The sequence below is a fragment of the Neobacillus sp. plas4 genome (assembly GCF_057221695.1).
On record NZ_CM170152.1, the window covers coordinates 2,867,133 to 2,883,074 of the forward strand.

Genomic DNA, 15,942 nt, shown 5'->3' on the forward strand with positions numbered 1-15,942 from the left:
TTGTTCGGTGTAAAGGATAGTATTATTAAAATCTTTCGTCTTAATGATCACTGGGAGCAAGGATAGTAACATATTGTGTGCAAAAGCACACAGCAGGAGGAAACACACATGGAACAAGGTAAAGTAAAATGGTTTAACGCAGAAAAAGGTTTTGGATTTATTGAACGCGAAGCTGGAGACGATGTATTTGTTCACTTCTCAGCAATCCAAAGTGAAGGTTTCAAATCTTTAGACGAAGGTCAAGCAGTTACGTTTGAAGTAGAGCAAGGTCAACGTGGACCCCAAGCTACTAACGTTCGTAAAGCTTAATAACAATGTTGTGGATATAGACAGGCTCTATTTTAGAGTCTGTTTTTTTATTTATTTTAACATAAAAACAAGGAACCCCACTCATGAATGAGTGGGGAACATGTGAACAGTAAATCAAATGGTAAATAAATTGTATCACATAAACACAAAATCTCCTAATTATCATAGGTTTATAAAGATTTCTGAACTAATTTCGTTAATAGTGGCTGAAATGGCACTCTTATTTGTAGGATTTGTTAAAAGGTATCTTTTACTCTAGTTGCACTAACGGAGCAGGTAGTTGAAGAACGAGGGTTCCTAAAAAGGTATTTTGTTGTAAAATTAATAAAAGTAGAATCATTTTATAGGCGGTGTGAATTTATGAATAACAATCCCATTGTGAAACAATATTCTAATGAGTATCAAGCTCAAGTCGTAGATTTAATTCTTCATATTCAGCAACAAGAATATAACATTCCGATTACCAAGAAGGACCAACCCGATTTGTTTACCATAGAAGATTTTTACCAGACTGGTAATGGCAACTTTTGGGTAGCTGTATATAACGATAAAGTAGTTGGTACAATCAGTCTTTTTGATATAGGAAATAATCAAGTTGCATTAAGAAAGATGTTTGTAGATAAAGAATTCCGAGGAGCAAAATTTAAAACTGCAAGCCTTTTATTAAACAATGCAATTAAATGGGTGAAAGAAAACTCAATAAAAGCAGTGTATCTTGGAACCACACCGCAATTTTTAGCCGCCCATAGATTTTACGAAAAAAATGGATTTAAAAGTATAGGTCTTAAAGAATTGCCTGAGAATTTTCCAGTATTACAGGTCGATAAAAAATTCTATCAGTATTCGGTTTAATAGTTAAACGAAATTTAGTTATTCAAATAACGGTGCAAGAGTTAAAGATCGGAGCTGCCATTTTGGGCGGCTTTTCTTATTGAGCTCTAACGGGGCAGGTTAGTTTAAGAAGGAATTTCAAACATTCATGGTAACAACTTAATCAAATTAAAGGGGTTGATGAGGATGCGTTTATCAAATAAATTTGTAGCTGTAACTGTAACTGGGTTTTGGGTGATGAATAAATAAAATTATAGGGAGAATATTAAATGCTAAAAATCGACGTAGATTTAGTTTCAAAGTTAATAAATAGACAATTTCCAAAGTGGTCTAATTTGGAAATCAAGCCTGTTAAAATAGGGGGTAATGATAATAGAACTTTTCACTTAGGTAAAAGTATGAGCATTAGGTTGCCAAGTGATAAAGCCTATGTACCCCAAGTTGAAAAAGAACAAAAATGGTTGCCACTCCTAGCTAGGCATCTTTCTACACCAATATCTGAACCATTAGCTAAAGGAGAACCAAGTGAGAATTACCCATATCCTTGGTCTGTTAACAAATGGTTGGATGGAGAGACATTAACTTTAGAAAATATAGATGATATTAATCAATTTGCAAATGGTTTGGGTAAATTTTTAGTTGAATTACAATCAATTGATGCCAGTGGAGGTCCCTTAGCTGGGGAACATAATTTTTATAGAGGCGGGGATATTGTTGTATACGATAATGAGTGTAGAGAAGCCATTAATAATATAAATACCTTTAATAAACACTTATTGAATGAGATTTGGGAATTGGCATTAGCTTCAAAATGGGCTGGTGAACCAGTTTGGGTCCACGGTGACATAGCACCAGGAAATATATTAATTAAAAATGGTAAATTGTGTGCGGTTATTGATTTTGGAATATTAGGTGTAGGAGACCCTTCTTGTGATGCTGCAATGGCGTGGACTTTTTTTGATGATAGTAGCAGAAAGACATTTAAGAATGCATTGAATTTTGATGAAGAAACTTGGAATAGAGCAAGGGGTTGGGCTTTATGGAAGGCTTTAATAACCTACAATTATAATAAACAATCTAACAAAAATATCGCAGATGAATCATTTAATATTATAAAAGAAATCCTTAATGGCTACAAAACTGAAAGATAAGGCGTTAAAATAGATTTTTTTATTGCACTAACGGGTTCTTATGTTTAAGAAAAATAAATAAAAATACCAAGTCATTTGCTGCGCAGTACAAATATACTAGCTATGCACAACCATTAAGAGACGATAACCTCAAAAGTAATCGTCTCTTTCATATTCAAAGGATAAAATTAGAGGCAAAAAAAGCGGCTCAGTTGGTATTTTTGCTGTTTGTATAGGTAATCCTTAGTTACTAATAAGAACTAAGGAGAGTTGATTATTATGAATCTAGGTGAGCTAATATTATCAGATTTAGTGGCTGCTTTAAAAGATTTGTATCCTAATATTGAAGTGGAAAGTACAAAGAATAAATTATCTACTGTTCTATCAGAGTATTATTTTCAAAGAGTTGAGTTAGGTGAGGTACATCCTGACCTTGAGGATAAAATACAATTGTTTATCTCGGCAAAAAAACTAGAAGGTTTAAGTTCTATTACTCTAGACAACTACCTCATGGAATTAAGTATGTTTGCTGATATCGTAAAAAAGAAGGCTGAGGACATAGCTATAGCAGATGTTAGAATGTATTTAAGTCAAGATGGAACCTTAAAAATGAGCACAATTAGTAAGAAATTATCTGTTTTAAAGAGTTTTTTTAGTTGGTTAGCTTCAGAAGAATACATTAAGCGTGATCCAACTACCAAATTAAAGGCTCCAAAAGATGAATACCGACTTCCAAAATCATTATCAATCGAAGAACTAGAAATGTTAAGAGAATCCTGCGATACAGTCAGGCAGCGTGCTTTTCTAGAAATATTGTATGCAACTGGTTGTAGATTGTCTGAAATTCATGGGTTAAATAAAGCCGATATCAATTTACAGAATACGAGCACATTAGTTATAGGTAATAAACAAAGGGAAGTCTATCTTTCACTTAGAGCAATGTATCATTTAGATAAATATTTAAAAGGAAGAAATGATAATTGTGAAGCCCTGATGATTACAGAGAGAAAACCTTATAGAAGATTATCTAAACGAGGAATACAAAGAGAAATAGGTGTAATCGCTCAAAAAGCAGGTTTACAAGACAAAGTAAGTCCACATGTTTTAAGACACACTTTTGCTACTTTAACCTTAAATAATGGTGATGAATTGGTTGCGATTCAGGAGCTCTTAGGTCATAGTTCACCTGATACAACACTCAGGTATGCAAAGATTACTCATGAGCGAAAACGAGAGCAGCATCTTAGATTTACTTTAAAGAAATTACTCAACAATCTGGCCCGATTGTTGCACAGTATACGTCAAATAGACAGCAACTCACTGAATCAAATACTTTTTCCATATGCTAAATTTTTAAGAGGGTTGTGAAATTATGTTCTTAAAATTACGGTGGTTAGTTTAAAGAGTATATAATTATGTTGAAAACTATTATGTATTTGCTGACTTCAAATATATTAATTTCTTAATGAGGTGTATAGTTAGTGGTTAAAGCAAAAACAGGTATAGAAAAATTTTCTTCTTCTGAAATACAAGGAGAATTTTTAATTAAATTAGATTTCAAATTTCCTAAACTTTTTATGACGTATGCTATTTGGAATATAAAAGCAGTGACCAAAAACGATAAAAACCATCTTGAGTTCTATGGTCCAGTTCAGATCCCCCCAGGTGAAAAAGGATTATATGTATTATACGATAAAAATGATACTGTTTTGTATGTAGGAATTAATAAGAAGGGTAAAACAAGTAGTTTGAATTCCCGTTTATCTTGGCATCTCTGTGAGTCCAGATTTAAAGATTATATTAACCGGATTGATACATATTTAATTGACGACCTCATTATCGGTAGAGTGAATAGAAGGCAGGACAGAGTTGTTCATGACGGAATAACCTCCATCCCTTCCAACTTCAGCTTCAAGTGGCATCCCCATCGCTTAATTTCTCTGATATCCCTAATAGCATTTGAACGAGAGATGTTAAATTCCCGCATTATTTTAGAATTGTAAAATAGGAGCGATTGTTGATATACCGCATGATGGTATTAATCCATTCAACTTTTTTCATTGGGTCCTCCTAAACAGTATCATTTTTTGACATAGTTTAATGCTACTATAAACCCAGCGAGTAAGAAAACAAATCTTTTGTTTAATTTAAAAGGAGGAATTTTGAAATGGCAAATTATACTTTAGAAGAAAAGGACAGCTTTACTGTTTTAGGTTTTGGAACAGAGCTTAAGAGTGATTACATTGACTATGCTGGTATTAATAATGAAAAGGCAGACTTTTGGCAAGCTGTCAATCAAGATGGAAGGCTTGATAAACTAAAAACTGTCGCAACAAATGACTACATTTTTGTTGTAAACGAAGCCGTGAATAATAAGATGATGCATTATGCTGGTGTTATGACGGAGGAATCCTTACCAGAGGCAACTAGACTTATCCAATTTCCCAAAGGGGAATACATTGTTGTTAAAGGGGAAGCGAATACAGATGAAGAGTTGAGTAACAAGCTTACTGGTATTGCCTTTGGTGAAGTCCTGATGGAAGTAACGGATGTATCCTATGTTGGTGGTCCAAATGCAGCAGTTGTGATGGGACAGCAAGACGGCTTAGTATATGGTGAAATGTGGATCCCTGTTGTTAGAAAATAAAGAGATAAAAGGCGGGATGGAAATCCTCCTACTTACTATTAGGATGGTTTAAAATAGACATCATAAAACAGATAACTAATGGTCTCCGTTGGCAATAAGTGATCTGTTTTGTACTTTTGAAATTTTAAATCCTTTGTTGGTTAAATAAGTGTGACTGAAAGAAAAGGAAAATCCAAGTCAGTAGGATAGCTTTAATAAAGGAGATAGGAAATGAGTTTTTTTCAAGATACATTATCCATATTTAAAAAGAGAGATTTACTATTTTTGGAAAGTTACAAAGAGTCAAAAGGTGTTTATACCTTCCTATTTAAAAAAGAGAAAGATTTAACTTGGAAAGCAGGGCAACATGGTTTGTTTAGCATAACTCATAAGAAAATAAAAAATCCTACAAAACCATTTACTGTGGCCTCGACTCCCACTGAGAATGTTGTTAGACTAACAATGCGTATTGGTGATAACCCAAGCGATTTTAAGATGGCGATGTTGGAATTAAAACAGGGTATGAAGGTTAAAATGAGTGGGCCAGTAGGTAGTTTTTATTTAAAAGATAACAATCCTTCACTTTTAATAGCAGGCGGAATTGGAATAACACCATTTCGTTCAATATTAAAACAAGTAGAGGCAGAGTGGACTGGAGTCGAAAAACAAATAAAACTTCTCTATATGAATAGCAAAAAGTCATATCTATTTAAAGATGAAATTGATGAAATTGCTAACAATTATTCAATAAGTGTAACTTACCTTGATTCAAGGGATGACTTATATCGGGAGATAAATAAGTTTACCACCTTATATAAGAACGATGGTAAATACTTAATTGCTGGACCGAAAGAAATGGTAAATGCCACCTCCGATTATTTACAAAATAATAATATTTTAAAAAAGAATATCAAAAAGGATTCCTTTTTTGGGTATTAGTTAAGAATGAATTCGAATTAAACGAGAACATTTTATTCTAGGAGGAATCAACATGGAGGTTTTTGAAAAATATTTAGCAGGAATCGACAACCCTAACCACCGCGACAGAACAGAGGAGATTTTGGTGTGGGTTGCAAATAAATTCCCGAATCTGGAACCGATATTCAAATGGAATACGCCAATGTTTTCCGACCACGGCACATTTATCATAGGCTTTTCTACAGCCAAGCTACATTTGAGTGTTTCGCCAGAGGTAGCAGGCATTTCGCATTTTGCCGTTGACATTGCAAAAGCTGGTTACAGCTCTACCAAGGGCTTATTTCGTATTCCGTGGAATGAGCAGATAAATTACGAATTACTAGAAAATATTATTGAATTTAATATCATGGATAAGGCAGAATATACGAATTTTTGGCGGAAATAAAGCATCATGCCTTATCAAAAACGCTTTGTTCAGTTAATAGTGTTGGATATTTAAGGTAGTTTACCTTCAGCACTAAATGAATTTTTGAAATGTGTTCGTTTAACGGATTATTGTAGCTTTGAAATTAAATTGAACTGTTTATAAAAAAGTCGCGCCGTTTTGAAAAGAGTTTACCGTTTGCAAAAAAGATGAACCGGAATTTCCTATGCAAGGACAAAATCCCGGACAAACAGTGGGTCCAAATGGAGAACAGATTTATTATATCATTAATCAAATTAATGGTATGGAGAGCCATTAGCTTTTCAGGTAGATTGGGAATCAAGCAACGGCAGAGATTCTTTCGTTTTTGAAGGAACAAAGTACATTGAAAGAAATGGAATTCACTATTATTTAAAATAATAAGTTATTGTATGCAGGTTAAGAAGCACCTAGTTAGGGTGCTTCTTAATGTGCAAGAAAATGTCCCCTTTTGTTTAAGTTAATAGATGAAAGGGGTGATAATGCGAACTTAAATATGTTTTGTTGAATAGATTCTCTTTAAAGACAAAAAAAGTAGGTGAACATAGTGGGAAAATATCAATTGGATTACAAAGGTCAGGTAGCTGTGACGAAGTTTCATGAAAAACAGACGCCTGCCAAATTTGATAAAAAGCAGCAACTTGAAAAAATGCGTGCGGAGTATTTGAAAAAGAAGCAAAAACAAACAGATAAATAATATGAATGAAAACATAGGAAGACTAAAATCTCCCTATGTTTTTCTTATTCGAAGTTCTTTTTTCAATTGCGATAGTTAAGAAACATTGTATTCATCGTAAGAACTAATATAGAATAATTTAAAATAATTGGAAAAATATACCTTAATTAAATAAAATGAAATCTATTAAATTGTTGATATATCAATGTTTCTAACGTATTTTTTGATGAATTTATAAACTTAGTTACGTTTTCGATTGCATTTTTCCTGATTTTCTGTAAACGGTGCAAACAAACACAAGAAAATAGGTAAGTTATTCATCGTTCAAATATATACAGGCTATTTTTTCAAACCTCTTACTTATGCAACTAACGCATGCTTTAGTAAAAAATTCAAGGGACATTTTTGTATCTCTATCGCTTTTTTCACTATTCAGCAATCGGGCGCATTTGTTGAATAAGTAAGGTGAGAAAACAATAGTTCTATTTGCTGCGTAGTACAACCATACTGTGCAAGAATTTGGACATTCAAAATGATTGGACTGAAGAAAATGAATCTTTTAGAACAATTTGGACTTGATCATGAACAAGCATTATTATTATTATTATTTAGTATGCAAAGATTTCTTGTTAAAGCAGATATTCAAACTGAAAAAAACAAGTCATATAAAAAGAAAAAAGAAGATTGGTTATTGATATGGGAACGGGGAATTGAAGATACATTATCTCTTACTGGTAAGAAAACTGTTCTTTTAAGAGATGAAATTGCAATTATGGAAAAATCCAAAATTGTAACGAGTAATTGTGGGAATGTCAAAACACCCCTATACCTAATTCTATTAGAACTTTCTTTATTTTCACCTTACTACCAAATGGAAGGGTTTACACCGAAATTTTATGAGAGAATAACAATCAATGAGAAGAATTTTAATGAAAATTTGAAGAAGATGTCTTCGCTATTAAAAATAGATGAAGAATTTATTGATAACTATAAAAAGTCATTTAAACGCTCTATAAGGTCATTATCTAATTTTTATACCAAAATGTTTGTTGGAGCGGGATTTGGGGCTGTTTTAATTGCAATCACAGCAGGATTAGCTACACCTTTTGTTGCAGGCCTTGTTGCTCCAGCTGGTTTGGCTGGTGCTGCTGCCGTAAATGCAGGATTAGCGGCATTAGGTGGTGGTGCGATTGCAGCGGGTGGTTTTGGTATGGCTGGAGGAATAAGTGTAATTGTCGGGGGCGGAAGTATATTTGGAGCCCTAAGTGGTATGACAGTTGGTGTAATGTTGGGGAATTCAGCTGACCTTGCTTTACGTGAAGGAGCAAAGCTAGAAGTGATTATGAAAGAAATCATATTAATCGCACAAAAAGATATACGCTTTGCATAAGAAATGATTAAAGGTCAACAAGAGGTATTTAAGAAATTAGAAGCAGAATTAGCTGATCTTAAATTTGACGACAAAGAAAATAAGAAACGGATTCAAAACCTTTCCAAAGCAATAGAATATTTAAGAAGTTCATTAAAGAATTCTGAGAAGGCTCTTCGTGAAAATTCTAAGGAGACGAACTCTGATGAAAAAAAGAATATTTGATTTAGATGAAGAATTAACAGGTATCCAAGCTAGTATTACTAAGCTAAATGAGGATATTCATTCAAGTAGAATACAAAGTAATGAAAATAATGAAGAGTTGAAGCGTTTAGAAAATGAGTTATTGGAATTAGGTATTTCTATCGGCACCGAAACCGTTAATAAGTCGAAGGGAAAAATAGAGCTTCCTTTAAATCAAGAGTTTTTTAATCAGTACTCTAAAGAAATTGAGAAATCAGTTTTAAAAGAAATCAATAGTAATGTTAACTTACTCCCACCATTAACAAAATTGGATTATACTGTTGCACTTACTATTGGTTTTGTCACAGCACTTGTTGACCTACTCATTGTAAAAATACCAAAAGATATAAATTATTTAAATAAATTCAACCAAGAAGGCAGTACAATAACTAGCTGGCTAAAGACATTAGGAGTTAACGGGGATGGAGAGCTTAACGGATTATTATCTAAATTAGAAAAGGTATGTAAAGTTAGCTATGATGCGAGCACAACCAAAGCTTTTGAAACCTATGAAGGTGATGTAAGTGGATTTTACCCTAAAACACATAGATTAATGAGTCTGGGACATGATCCGTTTTTTGGACTGATATTTGGAATGATTGATATTTTTAATGGAAATATAACCCTTATAGACTCAAAAGGATCATTACATAGTATACCTCTTCCGAAGTTTCAAGATATTCCGGTAAAAGATAAAGTATTTGCACCACTTCTATGGTTAGGTCACATTATTTCTGACGTCTGTACAAAGATGGGAATCCCCGTCCCTGGTTGGGGATTTACACAACTTTTGCAGTTTGGAAGTTTTGGGGAAAAGGGGCGTTCAGTCGCTGACTTGGCCAGGTGGATGTATTTGGAAGGATATGATTTGAGGCATTTTCTCACCATGGGCATTGTACCTGGTATGATTGAGTTATGTACGCGAATATATGTTAGTTGTACAGTAGGAAAAGAAAAATCAGCCTCTCCATTGTATATGGAAAATCTTTCGGAAATTCACGACCATATTCGCTTGCAAAAATTGCTCTTTATTGCTCATTCTGTAGCAACTAGCGGGAACATAGTCAAAATAATTTTACACCAGGGAAACCCTCTAGCGTTTAACACAGCAGAATTATTAGGTTTTGTAAAGCAAAGCGTACGAATGTCACAAGTGGCATTAAGGGATAAAACAAGTGAAAAGGTAATTAGAAACAGAGACATAATAAATAAGGAATGGAAAAAATAAAAAATATGAAAAAATACAACCTATCCATAACAGTCTCCTCATTTGAGGAGGCTTTCTTCAAGAACCAACAGGAAATCCAGAAATTTATAATGATTATAGTTTAGGAGACACATTCAGTATTAGTTTAATCCCTTTAAAGAATACCTTATTTTTCATCTTTAAACGAATTAGAGGATAATGTGATAAGGGCTTATGATTCATTTCTAAAAGGTTATAATAGGATGCCAGGTAATATAATGGATAAACCTTTTTTCAACAATGATGATTATCAAAAAGTAGCCATTAATGAAATGTAAATTGTATGGAAATTTAAGTTCTGATAATAAACTATAGGTGTAGAGCCTTCTCTTACGTTCATTTGAAAGGCTAAAAAAAGATTCTGATCCTTTTATTTTATTTAGTATTAAGTCCGCAAAGATCCAGCTGCCATTCTTGGCGGCTTTTCTTGTTTCACTAATGAAGCAGGATAATTCAATAGGATATAAGTCTTTTATGGTAAGATTATAAAATAAGATAAGTTATGGGGGGAATAAGTTGAAAGTCATCGTTTTTAGAATGACCAGTATGAAACTATTATAGGAGAGTCCTAAAATGAAAAAGAAAATGAACTATTTTATCTTACTTTTAATGATTATCTTTATGGTAGGTTGTACCAACGTAGAAGATGCATCCAATACAGATATAGAAACAGATTCACAAGAAGTAACCGTTGATGAACCAGTAGTAGAGGAAACGCCGAGTGTTCCGGTTACGGAGGAAACACCATCCCAACCAAATAATGAACTGTTTTCAGGATACAAACTTATCGAAGTTGATGGTGGTGATTTGTCAGGATTACGTGAACCTAACGTCGTTGTTGATATTGGTTACGGTGACCGAGAATACTGGGCTTTTACAAACGAACATGGACAATTAATACGTGTTGTTGCAAAAGAAATAATCATACAAGATGATGATAACGAGCCTGTAACATCATCTGGCAGATATTACTCTGATGAGGCAAAGGTTCCCGGTGTCGAAAGTGACGTTTTAGATGAAGGGCATGTCATCGCTGATTCTCTAGGCGGGGTATCAAATGCATATAATATTACCCCACAAGACAGTACACTCAACCGACACGGTGACCAAGCTTATATGGAAGATAATATCCACAAAGCTAGTGGAGCAACTAATTTTGAAGCAATAATCACTTATCCGAATACACAAACCCAAATTCCTTCGCGTTACCAGTATACCTATACGTTAAAGGGCAACGTGATTGTTGAAAAATTTGATAATACAAACCCTGATGAAGTAAACAAGTCACTTGGTTTAACAGACAGTAAACCTTCTGAATCAACAAGTTCAAACACAAACGGTGATATTTCTAGTGTGGATACAAACGGAAATGGACAGGTGACGATTAAAGAAGCAAAAGATGCAGGTTTTAGTATGCCAATAACAAGTGATCACTGGTTATACCCTTATATGCGTGATAATGATAACGACGGTATGGTAGGTGAGTAAGCACCTAGAACTTTGAGGAAAAAATAAAAGAACGAAAGAACATTTTTCACGTTGGACGATTTATAACAATTTTCGAATGGGTGTCTGTACAGGAACAACTGAAGGTAATGGTCATATCATCTGTATTTGAATGACGAAAATATTATTACCTTTCACTAACAGGTCCTTTAGAACAAGAAAGATCCACAAGATATTCAACAATCAGGCGCGTTTGCTAAGGATATGCGTCTTTTCTTATGATTAGCGAGCTGATGACGAATAAGCACGACGAAAATACAACAAATTAATTTTTTGCGCAGTACAAGAGAAGTGCTGGAACACTTCTCAATGCCAATTCTACCCTCTGGATGAAAGTTGTCTGTAATATTTATGGCGAACCACCCTTTGCTTACTACAGCGCAGGGTGGTTTTCTCGTTTAGTAGAACAGTCTTCCGAAAAAATTAGTGCCTACTTCAAGGAGAATCCCCCTCTGAACTTCCATAAAAAACGTAAGAAACATTTCCAGGACTATCACCTCCTTTCCTAACAAATAAAAAGAAGGTGCCAACCCGACCACCACAACAATATTCAACTACAACGCCATTCTATCGCTGTATAACTATCTACAAACCTATCAATCTCCGACAAAATTCGAGGAGTTACAGGCGCCAAAATGCAAAAATCGCTTGCAAAAATCTCTTTTGAAGACGTTTTTTGTCATTTCGCTCTAAAAATCTACTCAAAAATAGAATAAGGCAGTTCGATTTTTTCAGCTAATCTCGTTATTGTAGAGGTGCCGGTCGTGAGCTTTCACTTAAAGCCCTCACGAAGGAAAACTTAAACAAGTCTATGAAATGAAAGGGCGTTATTAATCGTGAGTTTAAAATCTGGTAATACTAGTGAATTTAAGCAGTTCTCGCAATTCAGTTCTCTTCAGGAATTTAATCATCATTTGGAAATGTGGTTATTAGAACACAAGCATGATTTTACGAAAGGGGAACTGGTCGGATTAAAAAGGCTCGTGAGGTTTGCAGCCAAAATCCCCGGAGTTTGCAATGCAAAAATTGGGACACTCTTAAAATCAATTCACGACCAATACCATGATAACGGTATATCAAGATCTACCTTTAAACGAATGATTTTTAAAGCAAGGGGATTTGGGATCATCACAGTCTTTGAAACAGAAAGGAAAAATGGTTCGCAGTCTAGTAATTTATATCAGTTTAATCGTTTTCCATTAAATGAACTACCCAAAGAGGAAAAAATGAACCACCAAAATGAAACTAGTAATCTTATTAAAACAAATAATCAAAAGATAAATAAACGTTACGAAGAACCGTCAATATTAGATTACTCTTATGTAAGCAGCAGAGTTCCACAGCCATTTATCGAGTTAGTAAAGTGTTTTTACTCCGAGCAAAAACCATTGAAGAATTTTGGTATATGGTACAAATTGCTGCATTTCGCTTTGAGTGTACAAATGAAACAGAGGAAATACTAGACATCTCAATCCAAGCCTTTAGACAACTGATTCGAAAAATAAAAATGACCAATCTTGTAAAAAACAGGTTCGCCTACTTTTATGGAATCTTAAACAACAAATTCATGAAAATCAATCTAGAAAAAATATCGGCTCTGGGGATTAAAACTCATATATCCCATGCTTTTATAGATGGCAAAGACCCCGACTGGGATTGGCTTCAGCAAAATGAATAAAGGATTATGGTCATTTTAGAATACGAAAGGAACTGATGCGAAAAAACTGTCGTTTTTTCGTCAAAATTCACCCGAATTATGACGAATGATGTTACTATAGTCATCGGAAAAAGGTCCTATTTATCTTATAATAGATTTGTAAGGTAACCGCATCATCGCCTCTCAAAATGGTAGTAAGGATACCTTTTTCAAACCTATATTCAAAAGGAGTGGAGAAAGATTAAAATTAATAATTTCTTTATTAATAATAAAGTAATACTTGTGATGGGTGAATATGACCAAAATGGTAAACTATGTTCCAGAATTATGGTAGAAAAATCAACATTATTGGTGGACAGGGCGCCACTAAATTTATTAGACGATACATTAAAATACTTAGGTTTTGATTTACGGGGAGCAATGGCAGGAGCAAAATTCATTCTTAATAAAAAGGTTATATGTCCAATCATTGTGAATCCCTATCAAAGTGTTTGCCTTTTTCCAATCAAATCACCACAAAAGCAAGACTGCATCTGGTTTAATCCTGAACATATTATCAGCACAAAAGCAATCGGCAACAAGACTGAGGTAGCATTAAGCAACGGCCATTTTATCATTGTCGATGCAAAATTAACTGCCTTTAACAATAAACTACAGACAGCAAATCAATTAAAACGCCTTACAACGGAAAGAGGGATTCAAGCTGGTCCCCTCCTTTTTTATCTAGAACCGCCCAATAAACATCAGCTTCTTAAGGAGAAATCAGGCAAGTATAATTTTGATATTCTAGAGGAAGAAAACAAAAAATAAAAACAATTTATTCGATATCTACTATTCGAAGGAGTAGTTCCTGGTGGATTATAATTCGCACCTAGATTTTGGACAGGCTTTAAAATGACTGCAAAGGAACTGAGTTTATCCCAAGAAAAGCTCACTAATCATAGCGGATTAAACCGTTCCTATTTTATTATTCTTAAAAGAAATTTTAAACTGCCTAGTCTATATACCATTCTAGCCCTTGCTTCCGAGATTGGTATAAAGGCTTCAGAATTTATTATGGAAATGGAAAAAATCCAGTTTTTGATAGAGTGAATGCAGCATTCTGATATACAAGGAGAAAGTTCACGAACAAATAATAGATTGCAACTTATTAAATAAAAGTGTTCTGACACCGATCACTCAGATCAAGATAACTACAAAATCCCCAAATTTGTGAACCCTCAAAATTTATTTATTAAATGTGCTCGCTTATCGTCTATAGCCCACGAAGATATAACACTCCTAGTTATGTTATGGTCTTAATAATAAGAATTTCCTTGAAAGAATAGACCATTTACATTAGGAAAAGTGATTAAAACCTTACGTAAAGAAAAATGTTTGACTTAAAAAAAACTGGCGAATGAAATCAACCTAGATCGTGGCTATTTAAGTGAGATTGAAAAAACATAAAAGCTCCGTCACTCTATACCATCTTTGCTATGGGCTTAGGCTTGCCATCAGAAGATTTAAATATAAAAATAAACGAAAGTATCGATTTAGAAAGATAATTAAACAGGAGTTCACTAAACAAAATAGGACAAATGAAATTACGATTATAATTCCAATTTTGGATAAGTAGATTAGATTTAGAGGAAATTGAACAAATACAAATAGAGAAAGATGTGTGGATTTAATTATAAATAACTTGCGTAAGAGTATGGAAATTTCAGAGGATAATAAAGGGTTTTAGGTCGAGAGAATAATGGAAGGCGTTATTCTCCCTCTCTTTCGTTTGATGGCAGACAAGCAAAGTTAAGGGGTAATCCGAGCAAAATACATAATAAAATAAAACTAAACAAGTGAACATACCAACTAATCGTTTGATTGGATGCGCGGCAAATGCTTTTAACAAACGGACTTTTACCTATTAGAAAATTTATTGTCGAGGGAAACTCTTGTATTTTTCAAATTTAGCTATGCGATCCCCACTTGTGGAAGGTATTTATTTTTCCAGCGCTTATCCAAAATCTAGGTGCTTTTTATTTTAAAATTTGACTTCGCCATGATAATGAAACCCTTTTAATCTAATTAATCTTTGTTAACATTCTTACTCTAACAAGAAAGTAAAGACTGGCAGTACTTTTCTTTCCTTTCCTCAGTCGTTCCGACGTAATAATCTTTAATACTTTCTATTTTGATATAAAACCGGTTGTGACAGGCACCGCAAAATTATGTAAAAGGAAATGTACTAGATCGGGAACATATTTAGATTCCGTTATCGAAAAATACAATATTAAGACGATCATTCACGCCGCAGTGATGACACCTGATTTTAAAAGAGAACAACAATCGAGTAAGGATGTTGCGAATGTTAATTATATGGGTACAGTTGAGGTAATGGAAGCGGCACGAAGACACGGAATTGAGGAATTTGTTTAATTAAGTTCCGTATCCGTATATGGTGACACTGCTTTCACAGATAACAGACTGTTTGAATCAGACTCCATTCCTACGCCAAGGTCCTTGTATGAAATTACGAAGTATGCTGTGGAGAGAACGGTTCTTATATATAAAGAAGTATTTGGTTTACCTGCATTGGTTGTACAAATCGGTCAAGTTTTTGGACCGTTGGAGCGTTATACAGGTATTCGGCACACACTTTCGGGCCCGTTTCAGGCAACAAGGCTTGCTTTATTGAAACAAGATGTGACAATGCCATGGCCTGGAATGCGAGACTGGGTCTACAATCGTGATGTTGCCAATGCCATTGTGCACCTTATGCAAAATAATGATTTACACTTTGATTTACATAATATTGCCCAGGTCAGTCGTGGAGTGTGGAAGATTGGTGTAAACTGCTTCAAAAGGAGTTTCATAGTTTTGCAATCGTTTAGTTGATAATCCGGAAGAGGCCAATATCGACTACTTCGCTCAGAAAGTTGCAAGTAGATTAGTGATTGAACTTCTGCAGCAAGACGGAGGATACACG

The 15,942-nt window shown here is 34.2% G+C and carries 15 protein-coding genes and 2 pseudogenes; 16 read left to right on the forward strand and 1 reads right to left on the reverse strand.

The window, feature by feature from the left end:
• Nucleotides 1–108: 108 nt before the first annotated feature.
• The 4 genes from AC2TFD_RS14335 to AC2TFD_RS14350 all read left to right on the forward strand — a co-directional run bounded on the left by AC2TFD_RS14335 (nucleotide 109) and on the right by AC2TFD_RS14350 (nucleotide 3,638).
• Nucleotides 109–309 (forward strand): cold-shock protein, encoded by a 201-nt coding sequence (locus AC2TFD_RS14335; protein WP_007083691.1) that lies wholly within the window; start codon nucleotides 109–111, stop codon nucleotides 307–309.
• 360 nt (nucleotides 310–669) lie between these two features.
• The gene (locus AC2TFD_RS14340) at nucleotides 670–1,161 is read left to right on the forward strand and encodes a GNAT family N-acetyltransferase (RefSeq protein WP_484676104.1); all 492 of its coding nucleotides are present in this window, start codon (nucleotides 670–672) and stop codon (nucleotides 1,159–1,161) included.
• A gap of 248 nt (nucleotides 1,162–1,409) precedes the next feature.
• The gene (locus AC2TFD_RS14345; RefSeq protein WP_484676105.1) at nucleotides 1,410–2,291 is read left to right on the forward strand and encodes an aminoglycoside phosphotransferase family protein; all 882 of its coding nucleotides are present in this window, start codon (nucleotides 1,410–1,412) and stop codon (nucleotides 2,289–2,291) included.
• A 258-nt stretch (nucleotides 2,292–2,549) separates the two neighbouring features.
• Nucleotides 2,550–3,638, forward strand: coding sequence for a tyrosine-type recombinase/integrase (locus AC2TFD_RS14350; protein WP_484676106.1), 1,089 nt, complete (start codon nucleotides 2,550–2,552; stop codon nucleotides 3,636–3,638).
• A gap of 461 nt (nucleotides 3,639–4,099) precedes the next feature.
• Here the strand turns inward: AC2TFD_RS14350 and AC2TFD_RS14355 are convergent.
• A pseudogene (locus AC2TFD_RS14355) lies at nucleotides 4,100–4,331 on the reverse strand (helix-turn-helix transcriptional regulator); the annotation flags it as partial.
• A 106-nt stretch (nucleotides 4,332–4,437) separates the two neighbouring features.
• Between AC2TFD_RS14355 and AC2TFD_RS14360 the strand changes: the two are divergent.
• The 12 genes and pseudogenes from AC2TFD_RS14360 to AC2TFD_RS14415 form a co-directional block, all read left to right on the forward strand.
• Nucleotides 4,438–4,917, forward strand: a complete 480-nt coding sequence (locus tag AC2TFD_RS14360; protein ID WP_484676107.1) for a GyrI-like domain-containing protein — start codon at nucleotides 4,438–4,440, stop codon at nucleotides 4,915–4,917.
• Between the two features lie 210 nt (nucleotides 4,918–5,127).
• A complete protein-coding gene (locus AC2TFD_RS14365; RefSeq protein ID WP_484676108.1) occupies nucleotides 5,128–5,835 on the forward strand; it encodes an FAD-dependent oxidoreductase in 708 nt (235 codons plus the stop codon).
• A 52-nt stretch (nucleotides 5,836–5,887) separates the two neighbouring features.
• Entirely contained in the window at nucleotides 5,888–6,259 is a 372-nt protein-coding gene (locus AC2TFD_RS14370) for an iron chaperone (protein WP_484676109.1), read from the forward strand.
• A 565-nt stretch (nucleotides 6,260–6,824) separates the two neighbouring features.
• Nucleotides 6,825–6,974, forward strand: a complete 150-nt coding sequence (locus AC2TFD_RS14375; RefSeq protein WP_095251033.1) for a hypothetical protein — start codon at nucleotides 6,825–6,827, stop codon at nucleotides 6,972–6,974.
• Nucleotides 6,975–7,503: 529 nt separating this feature from the next.
• Nucleotides 7,504–8,343 carry a hypothetical protein gene (locus tag AC2TFD_RS14380; RefSeq protein ID WP_484676110.1) on the forward strand — a complete coding sequence of 280 codons (840 nt, stop codon included), beginning with the start codon at nucleotides 7,504–7,506 and terminating at the stop codon, nucleotides 8,341–8,343.
• Nucleotides 8,344–8,346: 3 nt separating this feature from the next.
• Nucleotides 8,347–8,547 carry a hypothetical protein gene (locus AC2TFD_RS14385; protein ID WP_484676111.1) on the forward strand — a complete coding sequence of 67 codons (201 nt, stop codon included), beginning with the start codon at nucleotides 8,347–8,349 and terminating at the stop codon, nucleotides 8,545–8,547.
• Nucleotides 8,528–9,793 (forward strand): hypothetical protein, encoded by a 1,266-nt coding sequence (locus tag AC2TFD_RS14390; protein ID WP_484676112.1) that lies wholly within the window; start codon nucleotides 8,528–8,530, stop codon nucleotides 9,791–9,793. Before AC2TFD_RS14385 ends, AC2TFD_RS14390 begins: the two co-directional genes overlap by 20 nt.
• Nucleotides 9,794–10,384: 591 nt before the next feature.
• Nucleotides 10,385–11,299, forward strand: coding sequence for a DNA/RNA non-specific endonuclease (locus AC2TFD_RS14395; RefSeq protein ID WP_484676113.1), 915 nt, complete (start codon nucleotides 10,385–10,387; stop codon nucleotides 11,297–11,299).
• 854 nt (nucleotides 11,300–12,153) lie between these two features.
• Entirely contained in the window at nucleotides 12,154–12,780 is a 627-nt protein-coding gene (locus AC2TFD_RS14400; protein ID WP_484676114.1) for a hypothetical protein, read from the forward strand.
• Between the two features lie 455 nt (nucleotides 12,781–13,235).
• Entirely contained in the window at nucleotides 13,236–13,784 is a 549-nt protein-coding gene (locus AC2TFD_RS14405) for a competence protein ComK (RefSeq protein WP_484676319.1), read from the forward strand.
• A 1,380-nt stretch (nucleotides 13,785–15,164) separates the two neighbouring features.
• Nucleotides 15,165–15,392: an NAD-dependent epimerase/dehydratase family protein gene (locus tag AC2TFD_RS14410; RefSeq protein WP_484676115.1), complete on the forward strand. Its 228-nt coding sequence runs from the start codon at nucleotides 15,165–15,167 to the stop codon at nucleotides 15,390–15,392.
• Between the two features lie 12 nt (nucleotides 15,393–15,404).
• Nucleotides 15,405–15,851: pseudogene (locus AC2TFD_RS14415) on the forward strand (NAD-dependent epimerase/dehydratase family protein); the annotation flags it as partial.
• Nucleotides 15,852–15,942: the final 91 nt, after the last annotated feature.